This window comes from Pseudomonas sp. LFS074 (genome assembly GCF_047978165.1).
GTDB classification, from domain to species: domain Bacteria; phylum Pseudomonadota; class Gammaproteobacteria; order Pseudomonadales; family Pseudomonadaceae; genus Aquipseudomonas; species Aquipseudomonas putida_P.
Window position 1 is genome coordinate 1,798,121 of the sequence record NZ_JBFPFV010000001.1, and the last position, 16,317, is coordinate 1,814,437.

The 16,317-nt window shown below is 63.0% G+C and carries 13 protein-coding genes; 5 read left to right on the top strand and 8 right to left on the bottom strand.

The window, feature by feature from the left end; genetic code table 11:
• Positions 1-53: 53 nt before the first annotated feature.
• Both sigX and ACNQP3_RS08290 read left to right on the top strand, forming a co-directional pair.
• Positions 54-620 (top strand): RNA polymerase sigma factor SigX, encoded by a 567-nt coding sequence (sigX, locus tag ACNQP3_RS08285; protein WP_003248665.1) that lies wholly within the window; start codon positions 54-56, stop codon positions 618-620.
• 111 nt (positions 621-731) lie between these two features.
• A complete protein-coding gene (locus ACNQP3_RS08290; protein WP_012271270.1) occupies positions 732-1,766 on the top strand; it encodes an OmpA family protein in 1,035 nt (344 codons plus the stop codon).
• 96 nt (positions 1,767-1,862) lie between these two features.
• On the opposite strand, the gene cobA is transcribed toward ACNQP3_RS08290, so the two are convergent.
• The 5 genes from cobA to ACNQP3_RS08315 form a co-directional block, all read right to left on the bottom strand.
• Entirely contained in the window at positions 1,863-2,603 is a 741-nt protein-coding gene (gene cobA / locus ACNQP3_RS08295) for a uroporphyrinogen-III C-methyltransferase (protein WP_060493285.1), read from the bottom strand.
• Between the two features lie 26 nt (positions 2,604-2,629).
• A complete protein-coding gene (locus ACNQP3_RS08300; protein ID WP_069943371.1) occupies positions 2,630-4,300 on the bottom strand; it encodes a bifunctional protein-serine/threonine kinase/phosphatase in 1,671 nt (556 codons plus the stop codon).
• A 1-nt stretch (position 4,301) separates the two neighbouring features.
• Complete coding sequence (locus tag ACNQP3_RS08305; RefSeq protein ID WP_179027251.1) at positions 4,302-5,513, bottom strand: nitrate/nitrite transporter; 1,212 nt, start codon at positions 5,511-5,513, stop codon at positions 4,302-4,304.
• Positions 5,514-5,716: 203 nt separating this feature from the next.
• Positions 5,717-6,292 (bottom strand): ANTAR domain-containing response regulator, encoded by a 576-nt coding sequence (locus ACNQP3_RS08310; protein ID WP_012271274.1) that lies wholly within the window; start codon positions 6,290-6,292, stop codon positions 5,717-5,719.
• A gap of 11 nt (positions 6,293-6,303) precedes the next feature.
• Positions 6,304-7,518, bottom strand: a complete 1,215-nt coding sequence (locus ACNQP3_RS08315) for a CmpA/NrtA family ABC transporter substrate-binding protein (RefSeq protein WP_264316926.1) — start codon at positions 7,516-7,518, stop codon at positions 6,304-6,306.
• A 137-nt stretch (positions 7,519-7,655) separates the two neighbouring features.
• Here ACNQP3_RS08315 and ACNQP3_RS08320 point away from each other — a divergent pair, with 137 nt between their 5' ends.
• Positions 7,656-8,681, top strand: coding sequence for a quinone-dependent dihydroorotate dehydrogenase (locus tag ACNQP3_RS08320; RefSeq protein WP_012271276.1), 1,026 nt, complete (start codon positions 7,656-7,658; stop codon positions 8,679-8,681).
• A gap of 96 nt (positions 8,682-8,777) precedes the next feature.
• On the opposite strand, the gene rmf is transcribed toward ACNQP3_RS08320, so the two are convergent.
• Positions 8,778-8,993 carry a ribosome modulation factor gene (gene rmf, locus ACNQP3_RS08325; RefSeq protein ID WP_003248687.1) on the bottom strand — a complete coding sequence of 72 codons (216 nt, stop codon included), beginning with the start codon at positions 8,991-8,993 and terminating at the stop codon, positions 8,778-8,780.
• A 561-nt stretch (positions 8,994-9,554) separates the two neighbouring features.
• On the opposite strand from rmf, the gene rlmKL reads away from it, so the two are divergent.
• Together rlmKL and ACNQP3_RS08335 are read left to right on the top strand one after the other, a co-directional pair.
• Positions 9,555-11,747: a bifunctional 23S rRNA (guanine(2069)-N(7))-methyltransferase RlmK/23S rRNA (guanine(2445)-N(2))-methyltransferase RlmL gene (gene rlmKL, locus ACNQP3_RS08330; protein ID WP_012271277.1), complete on the top strand. Its 2,193-nt coding sequence runs from the start codon at positions 9,555-9,557 to the stop codon at positions 11,745-11,747.
• A gap of 94 nt (positions 11,748-11,841) precedes the next feature.
• Positions 11,842-14,232: a diguanylate cyclase gene (locus ACNQP3_RS08335; protein WP_069943374.1), complete on the top strand. Its 2,391-nt coding sequence runs from the start codon at positions 11,842-11,844 to the stop codon at positions 14,230-14,232.
• A 69-nt stretch (positions 14,233-14,301) separates the two neighbouring features.
• Here the strand turns inward: ACNQP3_RS08335 and dacB are convergent, their stop codons facing one another.
• Positions 14,302-15,759, bottom strand: a complete 1,458-nt coding sequence (gene dacB, locus ACNQP3_RS08340; protein ID WP_012271279.1) for a D-alanyl-D-alanine carboxypeptidase/D-alanyl-D-alanine-endopeptidase — start codon at positions 15,757-15,759, stop codon at positions 14,302-14,304.
• Positions 15,760-15,958: 199 nt separating this feature from the next.
• Positions 15,959-16,303, bottom strand: a complete 345-nt coding sequence (locus ACNQP3_RS08345) for a YggL family protein (RefSeq protein ID WP_003248695.1) — start codon at positions 16,301-16,303, stop codon at positions 15,959-15,961.
• Positions 16,304-16,317: the final 14 nt, after the last annotated feature.

The following is a 16,317-nucleotide window of genomic DNA, read 5'->3' on the forward strand; positions in this document are numbered from 1 at the left end:
CATTGACCTGACTGTCGGCCAGATTCGTTTTGAATAAAGTTCATTCGCCGCCCATGCGTTATGACCCCCGCGAGCTCACCGACGAAGAGTTGGTGGCGCGTTCGCATGAGGAGCTGTACCACGTTACCCGCGCCTATGAGGAGCTCATGCGGCGCTACCAGCGGACCCTGTTCAACGTCTGTGCGCGTTATCTGGGGAACGACCGGGACGCGGACGATGTCTGTCAGGAGGTGATGCTCAAAGTGCTGTATGGGCTGAAGAACTTCGAGGGTAAATCCAAGTTCAAGACCTGGCTCTACAGCATCACCTACAACGAGTGCATTACCCAGTACCGCAAGGAGCGCCGTAAACGTCGGTTAATGGATGCCTTGAGCCTGGACCCTGTTGAAGAGGCGTCTGAAGACAAGGCCCCGAAGCCGGAAGAAAAAGGCGGGCTGGACAAGTGGTTGGTGCATGTGAACCCGATTGACCGGGAAATTCTGGTGCTACGTTTTGTCGCAGAATTGGAATTTCAGGAAATTGCCGACATCATGCACATGGGTCTTAGCGCGACGAAAATGCGTTACAAGCGCGCGCTAGACAAGCTTCGTGAGAAATTTGCTGGCCTCGATGAAACTTAGTGGCGTGCAAATATCTCTAACGGATCGGCGAGTTCTGCTAGACTTGCCGTCGAGTTGTCCCCCTTGTTTGTGGTGGGACTGCTTAACTATCACCAGATGGGGATTTAACGGATGAAATTGAAAAACACCTTGGGCTTGGCCATTGGTTCGCTCGTAGCCGCCACCTCGATTGGCGCTATGGCACAAGGTCAAGGCGCCGTCGAGACCGAAGTTTTCTACAAGAAAGAATTCTTCGACAGCCAGCGCGACTTCAAGAACGACGGCAACCTGTTCGGCGGCTCGATCGGTTACTTCCTGACCGACGACGTTGAACTGCGTCTGGGCTACGACGAAGTGCACAACGCTCGTGGCGAAGACGGCAAGAACATCAAGGGCTCGAACACCGCCCTGGACGCCGTTTACCACTTCAACAACCCGTACGACGCTATCCGTCCGTACGTTTCCGCTGGTTTCTCGCACCAGTCGCTGGGCCAGACCGGCCGTGGCGGTCGTGACCACTCCACCTTCGCCAACGTTGGCGCTGGCGCCAAGTGGTACATCACCGACATGTTCTACGCCCGTGCCGGCGTAGAAGCTCAGTACAACATCGACCAGGGCGACACCGAGTGGGCCCCAAGCGTTGGTGTTGGCCTGAACTTCGGCGGTAGCCCGAAGCAAGCCGAAGCCGCTCCAGCTCCAGTTGCTGAAGTTTGCTCCGACTCCGACAACGACGGCGTTTGCGACAACGTCGACAAGTGCCCAGACACCCCGGCCAACGTTACCGTTGACGCCGACGGCTGCCCGGCTGTTGCCGAAGTCGTTCGTGTTGAGCTGGACGTCAAGTTCGACTTCGACAAGTCGGTCGTCAAGCCAAACAGCTACGGCGACATCAAAAACCTGGCTGACTTCATGAAGCAGTACCCACAAACCACCACCGTGGTTGAAGGTCACACTGACTCCGTGGGTCCAGACGCTTACAACCAGAAGCTGTCCGAGCGTCGTGCCAACGCTGTCAAGCAAGTCCTGACCCAGCAGTACGGCGTAGAATCCAGCCGTGTTGACTCGGTTGGCTACGGCGAAACCCGTCCGGTTGCTGACAACGCCACCGAAGAAGGCCGTGCTATCAACCGTCGCGTTGAAGCTCAGGTAGAAGCTCAGTCCAAGTAATTGGCCTGATGTTTCATGAAAAACCCGGCCTCGGCCGGGTTTTTCTTTGCCTGGGTTTTATCCGGGCTCAAAGGCTGCTCCTGTAGGGACAGGCATTCAGCCCGCGATTGCGTCCAGTCGCAGAATCTGCTGCTCCCCAACCACCTCTCCAATCACCAGCACTGCCGGGCTGCGCAAGCCAAACCCGTGCGCATCCTCGACCATTCTCCGCACGTCACTCCTGTGCGCTCGCTGTTGCGGCAATGAAGCATTCTCGATCATCGCCACCGGCATCCCTGGCGCCATGCCACCATCCAGCAAGCCCTGGCGCACCTGCTCCAGCCGCGCTACCCCCATGTACACCACCAGCGTCGTGCCGCCCTGGGCCAATGCCGCCCAGTTCAGTGCGCTGTCATCCTGGGTATGCGCCGTCACCAGCGTGACGCCCCGGCTGACACCGCGCGAAGTCAGGGAGATCCCGCACTGCGTTGCGCCGGCCAGGCCGGCGGTAATGCCGTTGACCAGCTCTACCTCGATGCCATGCCCGCGTAACCACAGCGCCTCTTCACCGCCACGGCCAAAGATGCAGGGGTCGCCGCCCTTGAGCCTCACCACGCAGCGGCCCTGTCGCGCATGGCGCAGCATCAGGCGCTGGATGAACGCCTGCGGTGTAGAGCGGCAGCCGCCGCGCTTGCCCACGGCAATCACCCGTGCTTGCGGGCAGTGCGCCAGCACCGCTGGGTTGACCAGGTCGTCGATCAGGACCACGGCGGCTTGCTGCAAAGCTCGCACAGCCTTGAGGGTGAGCAGTTCAGGGTCACCAGGGCCGGCACCCACCAACCATATTTTTGCATTCATCGAGGTGTCCTCATCGGCAAGTTGCGTCAGCCCTTGAGCAGGGTAAGCAGCAGTATCAGATTGATCAGCAACGACAGCAGGGCCAGCGTGCGCCACACTTTCACCGGCTCGCGCTCAAGCAGTGGGCGTGGTCGGCTGGGCAGTTCCTGACGGTCGCCGCGTTCGAGCAGCAGCAACCAGTGCTCGGCGGTTTCGAAGCGCTGGGCAGGGTCGACCGCCAGGGCCTGTTGCAGGTTGTGCTGCAACCATTCCGGCAGGTCGGGGCGATAGCGCGAGGCGTTGACCGGCTGGCCGAAGCGCGGGCGTTGAAAGGCTTCTATCTCGCCGTACGGGTAGTGGCCGGTCAGCAGGTGGTACAGCGTCACGCCCACTGCATACAAGTCCTGGCGCGGGCTGGGTGGCAGGCCATCGAACGCTTCCGGGGCGATGTACGAGGGCGTGCCGGGCAGCTCGTGCAGCGGGTCTTCGGACAGGCCCGGGCAATAGGCCAGGCCGAAGTCCAGCAGGCGCAGTTGGCCATCGCGGCCCAGGTGCAGGTTGTCGGGCTTGATGTCGCGGTGCAGCAAGTTGCGCCGGTGCAGCACGCCAACTGCCTGTAGCAGTTGCCGAGCGACCTCCAGCCATTGCGCCAAAGGCAGCGGGCCGTGTGCGGCCAGCAGTGCCGCCAGGCTTTGGCCGGGGTATTCGCGCATCACGTAGTACAGGTGCTGGCGCTGGCTGGCGGCGTGCAGCTCGGGGAAGTGCCGGCCAGCGATGCGGCGCAGGAACCACTCCTCCAGCAACAGGCCTTGCGCTGCCCCCGCTTCCTGTTCGCGCGCAGCGGGCAGGGTTTTGAGCAGCCACGGTTGGTTCTGGCTATCGCGCACTTGGTACAGCAGGGACTGGCGGCTGTGTGCATGCAGTTTTTCAACCTTCCAGCCGTCTATCACCTGGCCTTCACGCAGCGGGCCGGGCACTGGCCATTCTTGCAGCTGTGCCAGGGTATCGCCCAGGTTGGCTGGGCCCAGTTGCTCGACGTGCACCAGCAAGGCGCTGGCGTTGTCCTGGCTGCCATTGAGGTGCGCGCTGGCAACCAGGGTGTCGGCGGCCAGTTGCAGATCAGGCTGCTCGCGCAGCACGGCCTGGATGTGTTGCTCGCCCAGGCTGGCCCAGACCCCGTCGCTGAGCAGCAGAAAGCACTCGCCCGGCTGCAGCTCGCCTTCCAGGTAATCCACCAGCAGGTGCTGGTCCAGGCCCAGCGCGCGTTTGAGTACGTGCTGCATGCCCGGCTGGTCCCATACATGGTCTTCGCTAAGGCACTGCAGGTTCTCATCGTGCCAGCGGTACACCCGGCAGTCGCCAACGTGGGCCAGGGTAAAGCGCCGGCCGCGCAACACCAGCGCGCTAAGGGTGGTCAGCAATGGCTGGCCGCTGCCCTGGGCACGCAACCAGCGGTTTTGCGCCAGCAACAGGCGGTCGAGGGCCTGGGCGACGCTCCAGGTGGCCGGAGTGGCGTAGTAATCCAGGGCCAGCGCCTGCAGGCTGGCTCGCGCTGCCAGGCCGCCGTCGGCGCATTGGCTGACGCCATCGGCCAGGGCGAACAGGTAGCCTTTGCTGGCGGCCAGCTCTGGCGCCGGGGTAACCAGGCGCAGGGCGTCCTGGTTTTCCGCGCGAGGCCCAGTGGCGCTGGCTTGGGCAAAGCTCAATTGCAGGCTCATCTCAGACCCGTGCTGCCGTGACTGCAGCCGAGCCCCAGGTGGTGCGCCAGCGCTGTTTCACGCCATGAAGGCCAAACCACGCCAGCAGGCCCAGGCTGGCGAACAGCCACAAGCCAAGTTGGTAGTCGCCGGTGTGCTGCTTGATAGTGCCAAGCCCGGCCGCCAGCAGGAAACCGCCAATGCCGCCGGCCATGCCGATCAGCCCGGTCATTACACCGATTTCCTGGCGAAAGCGTTGCGGCACCAGCTGGAACACCGCGCCGTTGCCGGCGCCCAGGCCAAGCATGGCGCTGACGAACAGCATCAGTGCGGCTGCGGCAGAGGGCAGGTTGAAACCAACTGCGGCGATGCAGATAGCTGCCACGCTGTACATACCCAACAGGGTACGGATGCCGCCAAAACGGTCAGCCAGCGCGCCGCCGAGCGGGCGCATCAGGCTGCCGGCGAACACGCAAGCTGCGGTGTAATAGCCGGCGGTGATCGGGCTCAGGCCGTACTGGTCGCTGAAATAGCCGGGCAGGGCGCTGGCCAGGCCGATGAAGCCACCGAAGGTGACGCTGTAGAAGAACATGAACCACCAGCTGTCTCGGTCACCCAGGGCCTTGAGGTAGTCGGCCATGGCTTTCGGTTTGGGCCGTTGTGGGGCGTTACGCGCCAGCAGGGCGAACACCGCCAGCGCCAGTGTCAACGGGATCAGCGCAAAGCCGAACACATTGTTCCAGCCAAAGCCTGCAGCCAGCGCCGGCGCCAGCAGGGCGGCGAACACGGTGCCAGAGTTGCCGGCGCCGGCGATGCCCATGGCCTTGCCCTGGTGCTGTGGCGGGTACCACTGCGAAGCCAGTGGCAGCGACACAGCGAACGAAGCACCCGCGAACCCCAGAAACACCCCCAGCAGCAGCGCTTGTTCATAGCTGTGCACGCCCAGGTGCCAGGCTGCGGCCAGTGCGACGATAACCACCACCTGGCCGATCAGGCCGGCGGTCTTGGGTGACAGGCGGTCCACCAGCACGCCCATGGCAAAGCGCAGGATAGCCCCGGCCAGGATCGGCATGGCCACCATCAGGCCCCGTTGTTGTGCGCTCAGTTGCAGGTCGGCAGCAATCTGCACCGCCAGTGGGCCCAGCAGGTACCACACCATGAAGCTGAGGTCGAAGTACAGGAACGCGGCGAACAGCGTGGGCACATGCCCGGATTTCCAGAAGCTGGTACTCATCGAACACCTCACTCGGCAATGCAACGGAACGAAAAAGACGCCGCCACCCGCTCCACGGGGGTGGAGGGGAGAGCGACGTCTTTGTCGGGAATTAAGTGGGGCAACCGCCGTTGGCTACCGGTGATGTTTGTTCAGCAAGAGATGGGCCAAGTGTTGGCGTGCCTATGGGTTTTCAGTGCCTGTGAGGTCTCAGGCCAGGCGCATTACCCCAGCATCTCGTGCATGGCAATGATCTGTTCGGCCACCTGGATCAGCTTCTGCTGCCGGCTCATGGCCTGTCGGCGCATCAAGGTGTACGCCTGCTCTTCGTTGCAATCCTTCATCTTCATCAGCAAGCCCTTGGCCTGCTCGATACGCTTGCGCTCGGCCAGTTGCTGATCGCGCGCCAGCAGCTGCGCTTTCAGTGCCTGGTCGCTTTCGAAGCGGGCCATGGCCACATCCAGGATCGGCTGCAGCCGCGCCGCATGGATGCCCTCTACGATATAGGCGCTCACCCCTGCCTGTATCGCCTGACGCATCACTCCGGGGTCGTGCTCGTCAGTAAACAGCACGATGGGGCGTGGCTGGTCACGGCTGACCAGTACTACCTGCTCCATCACATCGCGGTCGGGTGAGTCGGTGTCGATCAGCACCACGTCCGGGCGCACTGTTTCGACGCAGGCGGGCAGGTCGATGGTCAGGTCTGGGGCTTCGATGACTTCGAAGCCTGCCTCGCTCAATGCTGCCTTGAGGCGGCCGAGTTTGTTCTGGGTGTCGTCGATCAGCAGGATGCGCAACATGCTGGTCTCCCTCACAGGCCGACACGGGCATTGGGCTGGTCGCCCAAGGCGTGCAGGCTGAAACTGCGGGCATAGCCGTAGGGGTCGCTGCCGTCCCAGCGGGTGCCGTCGATCAGCAGGCTGCTGCGCATCGGTAGCTCCAGGCAGGCGATGCCCAGGCTTTGCGCGGCCTCACTGTACAGCCGCAGCTGCTGGACCTGACGGGCCACGCCCAAGTAGTCGGGGTCTTCGCGCAGCAGCCCCCAGCGGCGGAACTGGGTCATGAACCACATGCCGTCGGACAGGTAGGGCCAGTTGGCCCGACCCTGGTCGAACAGGCGCAGGGCGTGCGGGTCTTGCCAATGGTTGCCCAGGCCGTCCTGATAGTGGCCGAGCAGCCGCGGTTCTATGGTGTCCAGTGGGGTATCCAGATAGGCGCTGCCACTGAGCAGTTGCGCGGTGCTGCGGCGGTTTTCCGGGCTTTGCTCGATGAACCGGCTGGCCGCGAGGATCGCCTTGATCAGCGCGCGGGCACTGTTGGGGTACTGCTCGGCAAAGGCGCGCGCGCAGGCCAGGACCTTTTCCGGGTGATCCGGCCAGATCGACTGGCTGGTGGCCAAGGTGAAGCCTTGGCCCTTGGCCACAGCGTCGGCGGCCCACGGTTCACCCGCGCAGAAACCGTCAATGCGCCCGGCCTGGATGTGTGCAGCCATCTGCGCCGGTGGCACCACTACGCTGTCGACGTCGCGCAGTGGGTGGATACCTTGGCTGGCCAGCCAGTAATACAGCCACATGGCATGGGTGCCGGTGGGGAAGGTCTGGGCGAATGTCAGGCGTGCGCCATGCTGGTGCACCAGGCGCGCCAGCGCTTCAGGGTTGGTCACACCCTTGCGCTGCAGGGCCGGCGACAGGTTGATGGCCTGGGCGTTCTGGTTCAGCCCCATGAGTACGGCCATATCGTAGGCGGGCACGCCACCGATGCCCAGGTGTACGGCGTAGACCAGGCCATACAGGCAATGCGCGGCGTCCAGTTCGCCGCTGACCAGCTTGTCGCGTAACCCGGCCCACGAGCCCTGGCGCTTGAGATTGAGAGTAAGGCCGTGCTGCTGGGCGAAGCCCTGGGTGGCGGCGACCACTACCGACGCGCAGTCGGTCAGGGCCATGTAACCGATGTTCAGGCTGGGCTTTTCTGGCGCGTCGCTGCCGTTGACCCAGGCCAGGGGCGTTGCTCGGGGTGCGGTGTTCACAAGGGTCCTCGCCAGTACTGATAAGGCTGTGGGTGGATTGGTGCAACCCATGTGCCAAGCGCTCCCACGATTTGCTGTCCTGCCAGGCCCGTGCTGGCTATAATCGCACCCTCACTCACCCTGAGCCTTGCCCGCCCATGTATACCCTGGCCCGCCAGCTGCTGTTCAAGCTTTCCCCGGAAACTTCCCACGACTTGTCCCTGGACCTGATCGGCGCCGGTGGCCGTCTCGGCCTCAACGGCATGCTGTGCAAGCAACCGGCGGCATTGCCGGTTTCGGTCATGGGCTTGAACTTCGCCAACCCGGTTGGCCTGGCGGCTGGCCTGGACAAGAACGGTGCGGCCATCGACGGTTTCGCCCAACTGGGTTTCGGGTTTGTCGAAATTGGCACTGTCACCCCGCGTCCGCAGCCGGGCAACCCTAAGCCGCGGCTGTTCCGTTTGCCGGAAGCCACGGCCATCATCAACCGCATGGGCTTCAACAACCTGGGCGTTGATCACCTGCTAGAGCGGGTACGTGCCGCGCGCTACAACGGGGTGCTGGGCATCAACATCGGCAAGAACTTCGACACGCCAGTCGAGCGTGCCGTCGATGACTACCTGATCTGCCTCGACAAGGTGTACACGGCTGCCAGCTACATTACGGTCAATGTCAGTTCGCCAAACACTCCGGGCCTGCGCAGCCTGCAGTTTGGCGATTCGCTCAAGCAGTTGCTCGATGCCTTGGCCGAGCGCCGCGAGCAACTGGCCGTCACCCATGGCAAGCGTGTACCACTGGCAATCAAGATTGCCCCGGACATGAGTGATGAAGAAACCGCGCTGGTGGCCGCTGCGCTGATGGCGTCGGGCATGGATGCGGTGATCGCCACCAACACCACGCTGGGCCGTGAAGGTGTCGAAGCGCTGCCGCATGGTGGCGAAGCGGGGGGGCTGTCGGGCGCGCCGGTGCTGGCGAAGAGTACCCACATCGTCAAGGTGCTGGCAGGCGAGTTGGGTGGCAAGTTGCCGATCATTGCCGCCGGTGGCATTACCGAAGGCCGCCATGCCGCCGAAAAAATCGCTGCGGGGGCGAGCCTGGTGCAGATCTACTCGGGCTTCATTTACAAGGGGCCTGCGCTGATCCGCGAGGCGGTGGACGCTATCGCCGCCATGCCACGGGTATAATCGGCAGGCAAAAAAAGGGCCCCATCAAGGGGCCCCTGGGCCTTCGCCCGCCGCCCGGATGGGGCGTGCATGGTAAATCGAATTCAGTGTCCTCGATCAGCCAACGGCGTGATTTTCGTTGAGTCTATGGATGCCAGCGGTGCCAGTCATTCCGTCCCAGTTATCACCGCGACCTTCGCGCCAGCCGTTGATCCAGGCTTGGCGAACAGAAGGAAGATTGAACGGGCAAAGTTCGCGGGATTTGCCGGTGACCCCGTATTGGTAGCCACGTGAATATGCTCTTTCCAACGGATCACGCTTAAGTCTTCTCATAGGGTGTTGCCCTCACTTGTTGACTGTAATGTCCCGTCGGCCTCTCCGAGGCCGGGCAGAGTCTTTCTGCCGGTTTGCGCTCGCTGCCGGCGTGGCGAGCTGAAGGTGCCGCCTCGTTGCGATGCGGCCTAAGACCAGTTCTAACGAATGCGAGTCACGGTGTGAATGATCAATTTGTCATAAGCACGTAACCTTTCTGAGGGTGAAAGGATAAGTAAATAAATGCGACTCAACCTTATTTGGCGTTGAGCCCGCTATGATCGGGGTTTGCCGATCAATGACGTCATTTGGCCAGCGGTGCTCGCGGATGACAGAAATAATTTGAAATGCGACGAAGGGTCACATCTGCCCGGCAATCGCCAGAATTTCTCGTACTGCCTGATGATCTAAGCTGTCTTTGCCACTTGGCCAAGCGTGGCTCGGTCAGGCGGCCCGGCCTTTCGCGGCACGCTTTCGTGCCAAAAAGGGTCACCCGCACGTCTGCTGGAAAGGCGTGCGGGCAAACATCGCGGGGCGATGCGTTGCCTCGTCAGTCAAATAGCCCAAGGCTCTGGAATACTCATGTCGGACCGTTTCGAACTTTATCTCACCTGCCCTAAAGGCCTTGAAGGCCTGCTTGCCGAAGAGGCCAAGGGCCTTGGCCTTGAAGAGGTGCGCGAGCACACCTCGGCCATTCGCGGCGCCGCCGACATGGAAACCGCCTACCGCCTGTGCGTATGGTCTCGCCTGGCCAACCGGGTACTGTTGGTACTCAAGCGCTTCAGCATGAAGAACGCCGATGACCTTTACGATGGCGTCAATGCCGTCGACTGGGCCGACCACCTGGCGGCTGACGGCACGCTGGCGGTTGAATTCAGCGGCCATGGCTCGGGCATCGACAACACCCACTTCGGTGCGCTGAAGGTCAAGGATGCGATCGTCGACAAGCTGCGCAATCGCGAGGGCCTGCGCCCGTCGGTGGAAAAGATCGACCCGGACGTGCGCGTGCACCTGCGCCTGGACCGCGGCGAGGCCATCCTCTCCCTCGACCTGTCCGGCCACAGCCTGCACCAGCGTGGCTACCGCCTGCAGCAGGGCGCCGCGCCACTGAAAGAAAACCTGGCGGCAGCGGTGTTGATCCGTTCCGGCTGGCCGCGCATTGCCGCCGAAGGCGGCGCACTGGCCGACCCAATGTGCGGCGTGGGTACCTTCCTGGTCGAGGCGGCGATGATCGCTGCCGACATCGCCCCCAACCTCAAACGTGAACGCTGGGGCTTCAGTGCCTGGCTCGGCCACGTGCCGGCGTTGTGGCGCAAGGTGCATGACGAAGCGCAGGCCCGCGCGCAGGCTGGCCTCGCCAAGCCACCTCTGTGGATCCGTGGCTACGAGGCCGACCCGCGGCTGATCCAGCCGGGCCGCAACAACGTCGAGCGTGCCGGCCTGGGTGACTGGGTGAAGATCTACCAGGGCGAAGTCAGCACGTTCGAGCCACGCCCGGACCAGAACCAGAAAGGCCTGGTCATCAGTAACCCGCCCTACGGCGAGCGTCTGGGTGACGAGGCCAGCCTGCTGTACCTCTACCAGAACCTCGGCGAGCGCCTGCGCCAGGCTTGCATGGGCTGGGAGGCGGCGGTGTTCACCGGCGCACCGCAGCTGGGCAAGCGCATGGGTATTCGCAGCCACAAGCAATACGCGTTCTGGAACGGCGCCTTGCCGTGCAAGCTGTTGCTATTCAAGGTGCAGCCTGACCAGTTCGTCACTGGCGAACGCCGTGAGGCGCAGCCTGAAGGCACCGAAGTCCGCCAGCAGGCCCCGCAGGCCAGCGAGCCGGCGCGGCTGTCGGAAGGGGCGCAGATGTTTGCCAATCGCCTGCAGAAAAACCTCAAGCAACTGGGCAAGTGGGCCCGTCGCGAGCAGATCGACTGCTACCGCCTGTACGATGCCGACATGCCCGAATATGCCCTGGCGGTCGACCTGTACCAGGACTGGGTCCATGTGCAGGAGTACGCTGCGCCACGTTCGATCGACCCGGACAAGGCCCAGGCGCGCCTGCTCGATGCACTGGCGGCTATCCCGCAGGCGCTGGGCATTTCGCCGCAACGTGTGGTGCTCAAACGACGCGAGCGCCAGAGCGGCACGCGCCAGTATGAGCGCCAGGCGACCGAGGGCCGTTTCCAGGAGGTCAACGAAGGTGGCGTCAAGTTGCTGGTCAACCTTACCGACTACCTCGATACAGGGCTGTTCCTCGACCACCGCCCGATGCGCATGCGCATTCAGCGCGAAGCGGCCGGCAAGCGCTTCCTCAACTTGTTCTGCTACACCGCCACGGCCACCGTGCATGCGGCCAAGGGCGGTGCGCGCAGCACCACCAGTGTCGACTTGTCGAAAACCTACCTGGACTGGGCACGGCGCAACCTGGCGCTCAATGGCTACTCCGAGCGCAACCGCCTTGAGCAGAGCGATGTGATGGCCTGGCTGGAAGGTAACCGCGACAGCTACGACCTGATCTTCATCGACCCGCCAACCTTCTCCAACTCCAAACGCATGGAAGGCGTGTTCGACGTGCAGCGTGACCATGTGCAACTGCTGGACCTGGCCATGGCCCGCCTGGCACCGGGCGGCGTGCTGTATTTCTCCAACAACTTCCGCAAGTTCCAGTTGGACGAGCATCTGATGGCACGTTATGCCGTGGAGGAAATCACCGCCCAGACGCTGGACCCGGACTTTGCCCGTAACAACCGGATCCACCGCGCCTGGCGCCTGCAATTGCGTTGAGCCGACGAGGTACATTGCGCGGCTAATGGCCAATAGCTATAACTGAGGGCAGGGCAAGATAATCCGCAGGACGCTGACGTGACGAGATGGGTGTATGTCAAAGTATGGCGTGCGTGCGCGGTTGCTTGGCCTGTGCACAGAGGCGGTGTCCGCCTGGGCGGTGGCACTGGTGGCCTTGGTGGCGGGCGGCCTGTTGACGGCCGCCCTGGCGCTTGCCGCGCAGACGTTCTACAAGCAGCAGTTGCGCCAGCGTTTCGAGTTGCTGGCCAGCGAACGCTCCAGCCGCATTGCCGAGCGCTTCGATGAACAAGAGCAACGCCTGGACGGCCTGCGGCGTTTCTTCAGTTTTTCCAACGAAGTTACCCCGCACGAATTTGACGGTTACGCCCGGCCGTTGCTGCAGCGCACCCTGGCCTACGCTTGGGCACCACGCGTCGAAGCCGCGCAGCGCGCCGAGTTCGAGCGCCACGCCAGTGAGCACTCGGGCCCAGGCTATGTGATCCGAGACCAGGACGCACAAGGCCAGTGGCGCCCCGCGCCGCCGCGCGACCATTACTTTCCGGTGCTGTATACCCAATCCGGTGAAATGCCGGGGCTGCCCTATGGGCTGGACCTTGCCGGACAGGGGGCACCCCAGGCAGCCCTGGCGCGGGCGCTCGGGCCTGGCAGCATGGCTGTGTCCGAACCCTTGGCCATGTACGATATCCCTTCGTACGCGCGCGGCCTGCTGATGGTGGCGCCGGTGTTTTCCGATGCCAACCCCCACGGCGCGGCAGCAGGTTATGTGATGGCCTTGCTGAGCATGCGCGAGCTGGTCAGCGACGCTCGACCGGTAGCGGCCGATGACAACCTGGTCGTGCGCATCACCGACCCGTCTGGGTTGCAAGGCCCCGAAGTGATGTTCGATTCGCAGAACCCGGTCGCCTCCCTGGCGCTGGCCAGCAACCAGGTGCTGCACCTGGCCGATCACCATTTCCAGCTGAGCATTTTGCCGAGCCAGGCGTTCGTGCAGGCCAACCGTTCCTCGGCGGTGCTGGCGGTGAGTTTGTTGGGCGGGTTGTTGAGCCTGCTGCTCAGCGTGCTGCTCTATAGCCTGTTCAGCCAGCGTCAGCGCGCCCTGGCCTTGGTCGAGCAGCGAACTGCCGAGTTGCAGGTCAGCGAGCAGTCGTTGCGCGGCACCCACAATCAGCTGCGCAGTGTGCTGGATGCCGCAACCCAGGTGGCGATCATCGCCACCAACCTCAAGGGGATTATCAGCACCTTCAATGCCGGTGCTGAACGCATGCTCGGTTACCCGGCCAGCGAAGCGATCGGGCAGTTGCGCCTTGAGGATTTGGTGCTGCCCGAGGAGCTGAACCTGCGTGCCCATGCGTTGAGCTTGCGCTTTGGTCGCCCGATTGCTGGCGGCCAGGCAATGTTCGCCGAAACGGTGCAGGAGCACGGCGCAGAGCCCGGTGAGTGGACCTTGCTACGTGCCGATGGCAGCCAGCTGTTGGCCAACATGCTGGTTACCGCCATGCTCGACGAGCAGGGTTTGTGGGTTGGCTACCTGGCCATCTGTATTGATGTCACCGAGCGGCGTCGGGTGCATGAGGCGCTGGCGGCGCGTGACCGGTTGCTGGAAAAGCTCAGCGCCGAGGTGCCAGGCGGCATCTACCAATACCGCCTGGATGCCAACGGCCATTCGTGCTTCCCGTATGCCAGCATGGGCCTGTATGACATCTACGAGGTTGATCTGCAGCAGTTGCGCGAGGATGCCACGGTGGTGTTCGAGCGCATCCACCCCGATGACCTGGAGCGTGTGCGCCGTTCGGTGCGCTACTCGGCCGAACACCTGTCACCCTGGCGCGAGGAGTATCGGGTCTGCCTGCCTCGGGCCGGATTGCGCTGGGTGCGTGGTGAGGCGACGCCGGAAGTGGGTGAGCAGGGCTGTACCTTGTGGCATGGCTACCTGACGGACATTTCCGACCTCAAGGGTGTGGAAGAAGAGCTGCGGGCGCTGTCGGTTACCGATTCGCTGACCGGCATCCACAACCGCCGTTACTTTCAGGAGCGGCTCAAGGTCGAACTGGAGCGGGCCCAGCGCGATGGCCTGGCGCTGGCGGTGATCATGCTCGACATCGATCACTTCAAGCGCATCAACGACCGTTTCGGCCATGCGGTCGGCGATCGGGTGTTGCGTAGCCTGTGCCAGCGCATCGGCCAACGTTTGCGGCGTACCGATGTGTTCTGCCGCTTGGGCGGGGAGGAATTCATGGTGCTGTGCCCGGGCAGCGATGCCGAGCAGGCGCGGCTGCTGGCGCTCGAGCTGTGGCAAGGCGTACGCAATATGCCGGTGGAGGGCGTGGGCAGGGTAACCGCGAGTTTTGGGGTGGCGGGATGGCGACCAGAGGAGGGTGCCGATGCCTTGCTGTTGCGTGCCGATGCAGGGGTGTATGCGGCCAAGCAGGCCGGGCGGGACCGGGTGGAAGGGGAGTCGGCCTGATAGCTGTTAGGTGTCAATGCCGGCCCTTTCGCGGCTATAGCCGCGAAAGGGCCGGTACCGACCAACCCATCAGTTGGCTGCTGTGCTGCCAGCCAGCTTCGGCTGGCGATACAGGTCCAGCAACACCTGGTCCAGCACCTGCGAGGCGCCCCACGGTTTTGGGTCGTTGAGGATCGCCGCCACCGCCCAGGTATGGCCGTTGCTGTCGCGGCTGAAACCGGCAATCGCCCGTACGGTGTTCAGCGTACCGGTCTTGATGTGCCCTTCACCGGTCATGGCGGTGCGCTTCAAGCGCTTGCGCATGGTGCCGTCCATGCCCACCAGCGGCATCGAGCTCATGAACTCGGCAGCGTAAGGGCTCTTCCAGGCAGCCTGCAGCATGGCAGCCATTTCCCGGGTACTGACCCGTTCGGCACGCGACAGGCCAGAGCCGTTTTCCATTACCAGGTGCGGCGCGGTAATACCCTTTTTGGCCAGCCATTGGCGCACCACGCGCTGGGCGGCGCGGGCGTCGTCGCCATCGGCATCGGTGCGGAACTGCGCGCCAAGGCTCAGGAACAGCTGCTGGGCCATGGTGTTGTTGCTGTATTTGTTGATGTCGCGGATCACCTCCACCAGGTCTGGCGAGAAGGCGCGGGCCAGCAAGCGAGCGCTTTTGGGGACATTCTCGATGCGGTCGCCACCCTGAATGCTGCCACCCAGTTCGTTCCAGATCGCGCGCACGGCACCGGCGGCGTAAGTCGGGTGGTCGAGCAGCGAAAGGTAAGTCTGCGAGTTGCAGCCGTCACCCAACTGGCCGCTGACCGTCACGCTGATGCCGTCGGCCTGGGGCACCGGGTTGTAGCGCACATCACCGGTGCACTGTTTCGATGCCACGGCCTTGACCTGGTTGTCGATACGGATGCTGGCAATCGGTGGTTCCACTGCGATGGTAACTTTGCCGCCGTCGTTACGGGCGACGAAGCGCAGGGCCTTGAGGTTGACCAGCAGCGAGTCGGGCTTGACCAGGAACGGCTTGTTTTCATCGCCGCCGTCGTCGTTGAACTGCGGCAGGTTGGGCTGCACGAAGTGGCTGCGGTCCAGCACCAGGTCACCGGTGACGGTGCGCACGCCATTGGCGCGCAGGTCACGCATCAGCAACCACAGCTTTTCCATGTTCAGTTTGGGGTCCCCGCCACCTTTGAGGTACAGGTTACCGTTGAGCACCCCGTTGCTCAGGGTGCCGTCCGTATAGAACTCGGTTTTCCACTGAAAGGTCGGGCCCAGCAGCTCGAGGGCGGCGTAAGTGGTGACCAGTTTCATGGTCGAGGCCGGGTTCACCGAAACATCGGCATTGAACACGGTCGGGGTTCCGGGGCCGTCCAGCGGCAGCATCACCAGCGACAGCGCAGTGTCCTGCAGCTTGTTGGCCTTGAGTGCCTGCTGCACTTTGGCAGGCAGGGTGGTATTGACGGCGGCGGCGTGGCTGGGCAAGGCAATTGGCAACAGCAAGCCGGCGAGAAAGAGGGGACGAAGCGTTTTGATCATAGTGAGTAAATACCCTGCGGCGAGGGAAAAGGGCTTTGGGGCTGTAAGAGATGATGGCCCCACGACGTAAAGAATACGCATTATGCCCCAAGCGCAGCGTCGATGCGCCACGTTCGACGGAAAAGCATCGCCAATAAAAAGGCCACCTCGGGGGGTGGCCTTTTCAGCAATCAACCTTTCAGCACGAAGCTGACAAGTCTCACTCAGCCTTGTTGATCGGCTTTTCCGGGTACCAGGCGTCCAGCAGCGGGCTGACTTCGATCTTGGTCAGTTCGCTACGGCCTTTGAGCCAGGCTTCAACGGCAGCACGCTGTTCTTCGCTGACCGAGCCACGTTTGACCGAGCAAACCAGGCCGAAATCGTCACCGCCTACATAATCCAGGCCGTTGGCGTCCATGGCTTCTTCCAGGAACGCGTCGAGGAAAGCATCGATTGCCTGGTCATCCAGATCTTCCTTGAATTCCAGGTTCAGCTCGAAGCCCAATTCCTGAAACTCGTCGACACACAGCTTCTTGCGCAGACGACGGGAGCGGTTTGTGGCCATGAAACAATCCTCTT

Coding starts and splice junctions, on each gene's coding strand:
- sigX (WP_003248665.1), top strand. CDS start 54: ATGCGTTATGACCCCCGCGAGCTCACCGACGAAGAGTTGGTGGCGCGT.
- ACNQP3_RS08290 (WP_012271270.1), top strand. CDS start 732: ATGAAATTGAAAAACACCTTGGGCTTGGCCATTGGTTCGCTCGTAGCC.
- cobA (WP_060493285.1), bottom strand. CDS start 2,603: ATGAATGCAAAAATATGGTTGGTGGGTGCCGGCCCTGGTGACCCTGAA.
- ACNQP3_RS08300 (WP_069943371.1), bottom strand. CDS start 4,300: ATGAGCCTGCAATTGAGCTTTGCCCAAGCCAGCGCCACTGGGCCTCGC.
- ACNQP3_RS08305 (WP_179027251.1), bottom strand. CDS start 5,513: ATGAGTACCAGCTTCTGGAAATCCGGGCATGTGCCCACGCTGTTCGCC.
- ACNQP3_RS08310 (WP_012271274.1), bottom strand. CDS start 6,292: ATGTTGCGCATCCTGCTGATCGACGACACCCAGAACAAACTCGGCCGC.
- ACNQP3_RS08320 (WP_012271276.1), top strand. CDS start 7,656: ATGTATACCCTGGCCCGCCAGCTGCTGTTCAAGCTTTCCCCGGAAACT.
- rmf (WP_003248687.1), bottom strand. CDS start 8,993: ATGAGAAGACTTAAGCGTGATCCGTTGGAAAGAGCATATTCACGTGGC.
- rlmKL (WP_012271277.1), top strand. CDS start 9,555: ATGTCGGACCGTTTCGAACTTTATCTCACCTGCCCTAAAGGCCTTGAA.
- ACNQP3_RS08335 (WP_069943374.1), top strand. CDS start 11,842: ATGTCAAAGTATGGCGTGCGTGCGCGGTTGCTTGGCCTGTGCACAGAG.
- dacB (WP_012271279.1), bottom strand. CDS start 15,759: ATGATCAAAACGCTTCGTCCCCTCTTTCTCGCCGGCTTGCTGTTGCCA.
- ACNQP3_RS08345 (WP_003248695.1), bottom strand. CDS start 16,303: ATGGCCACAAACCGCTCCCGTCGTCTGCGCAAGAAGCTGTGTGTCGAC.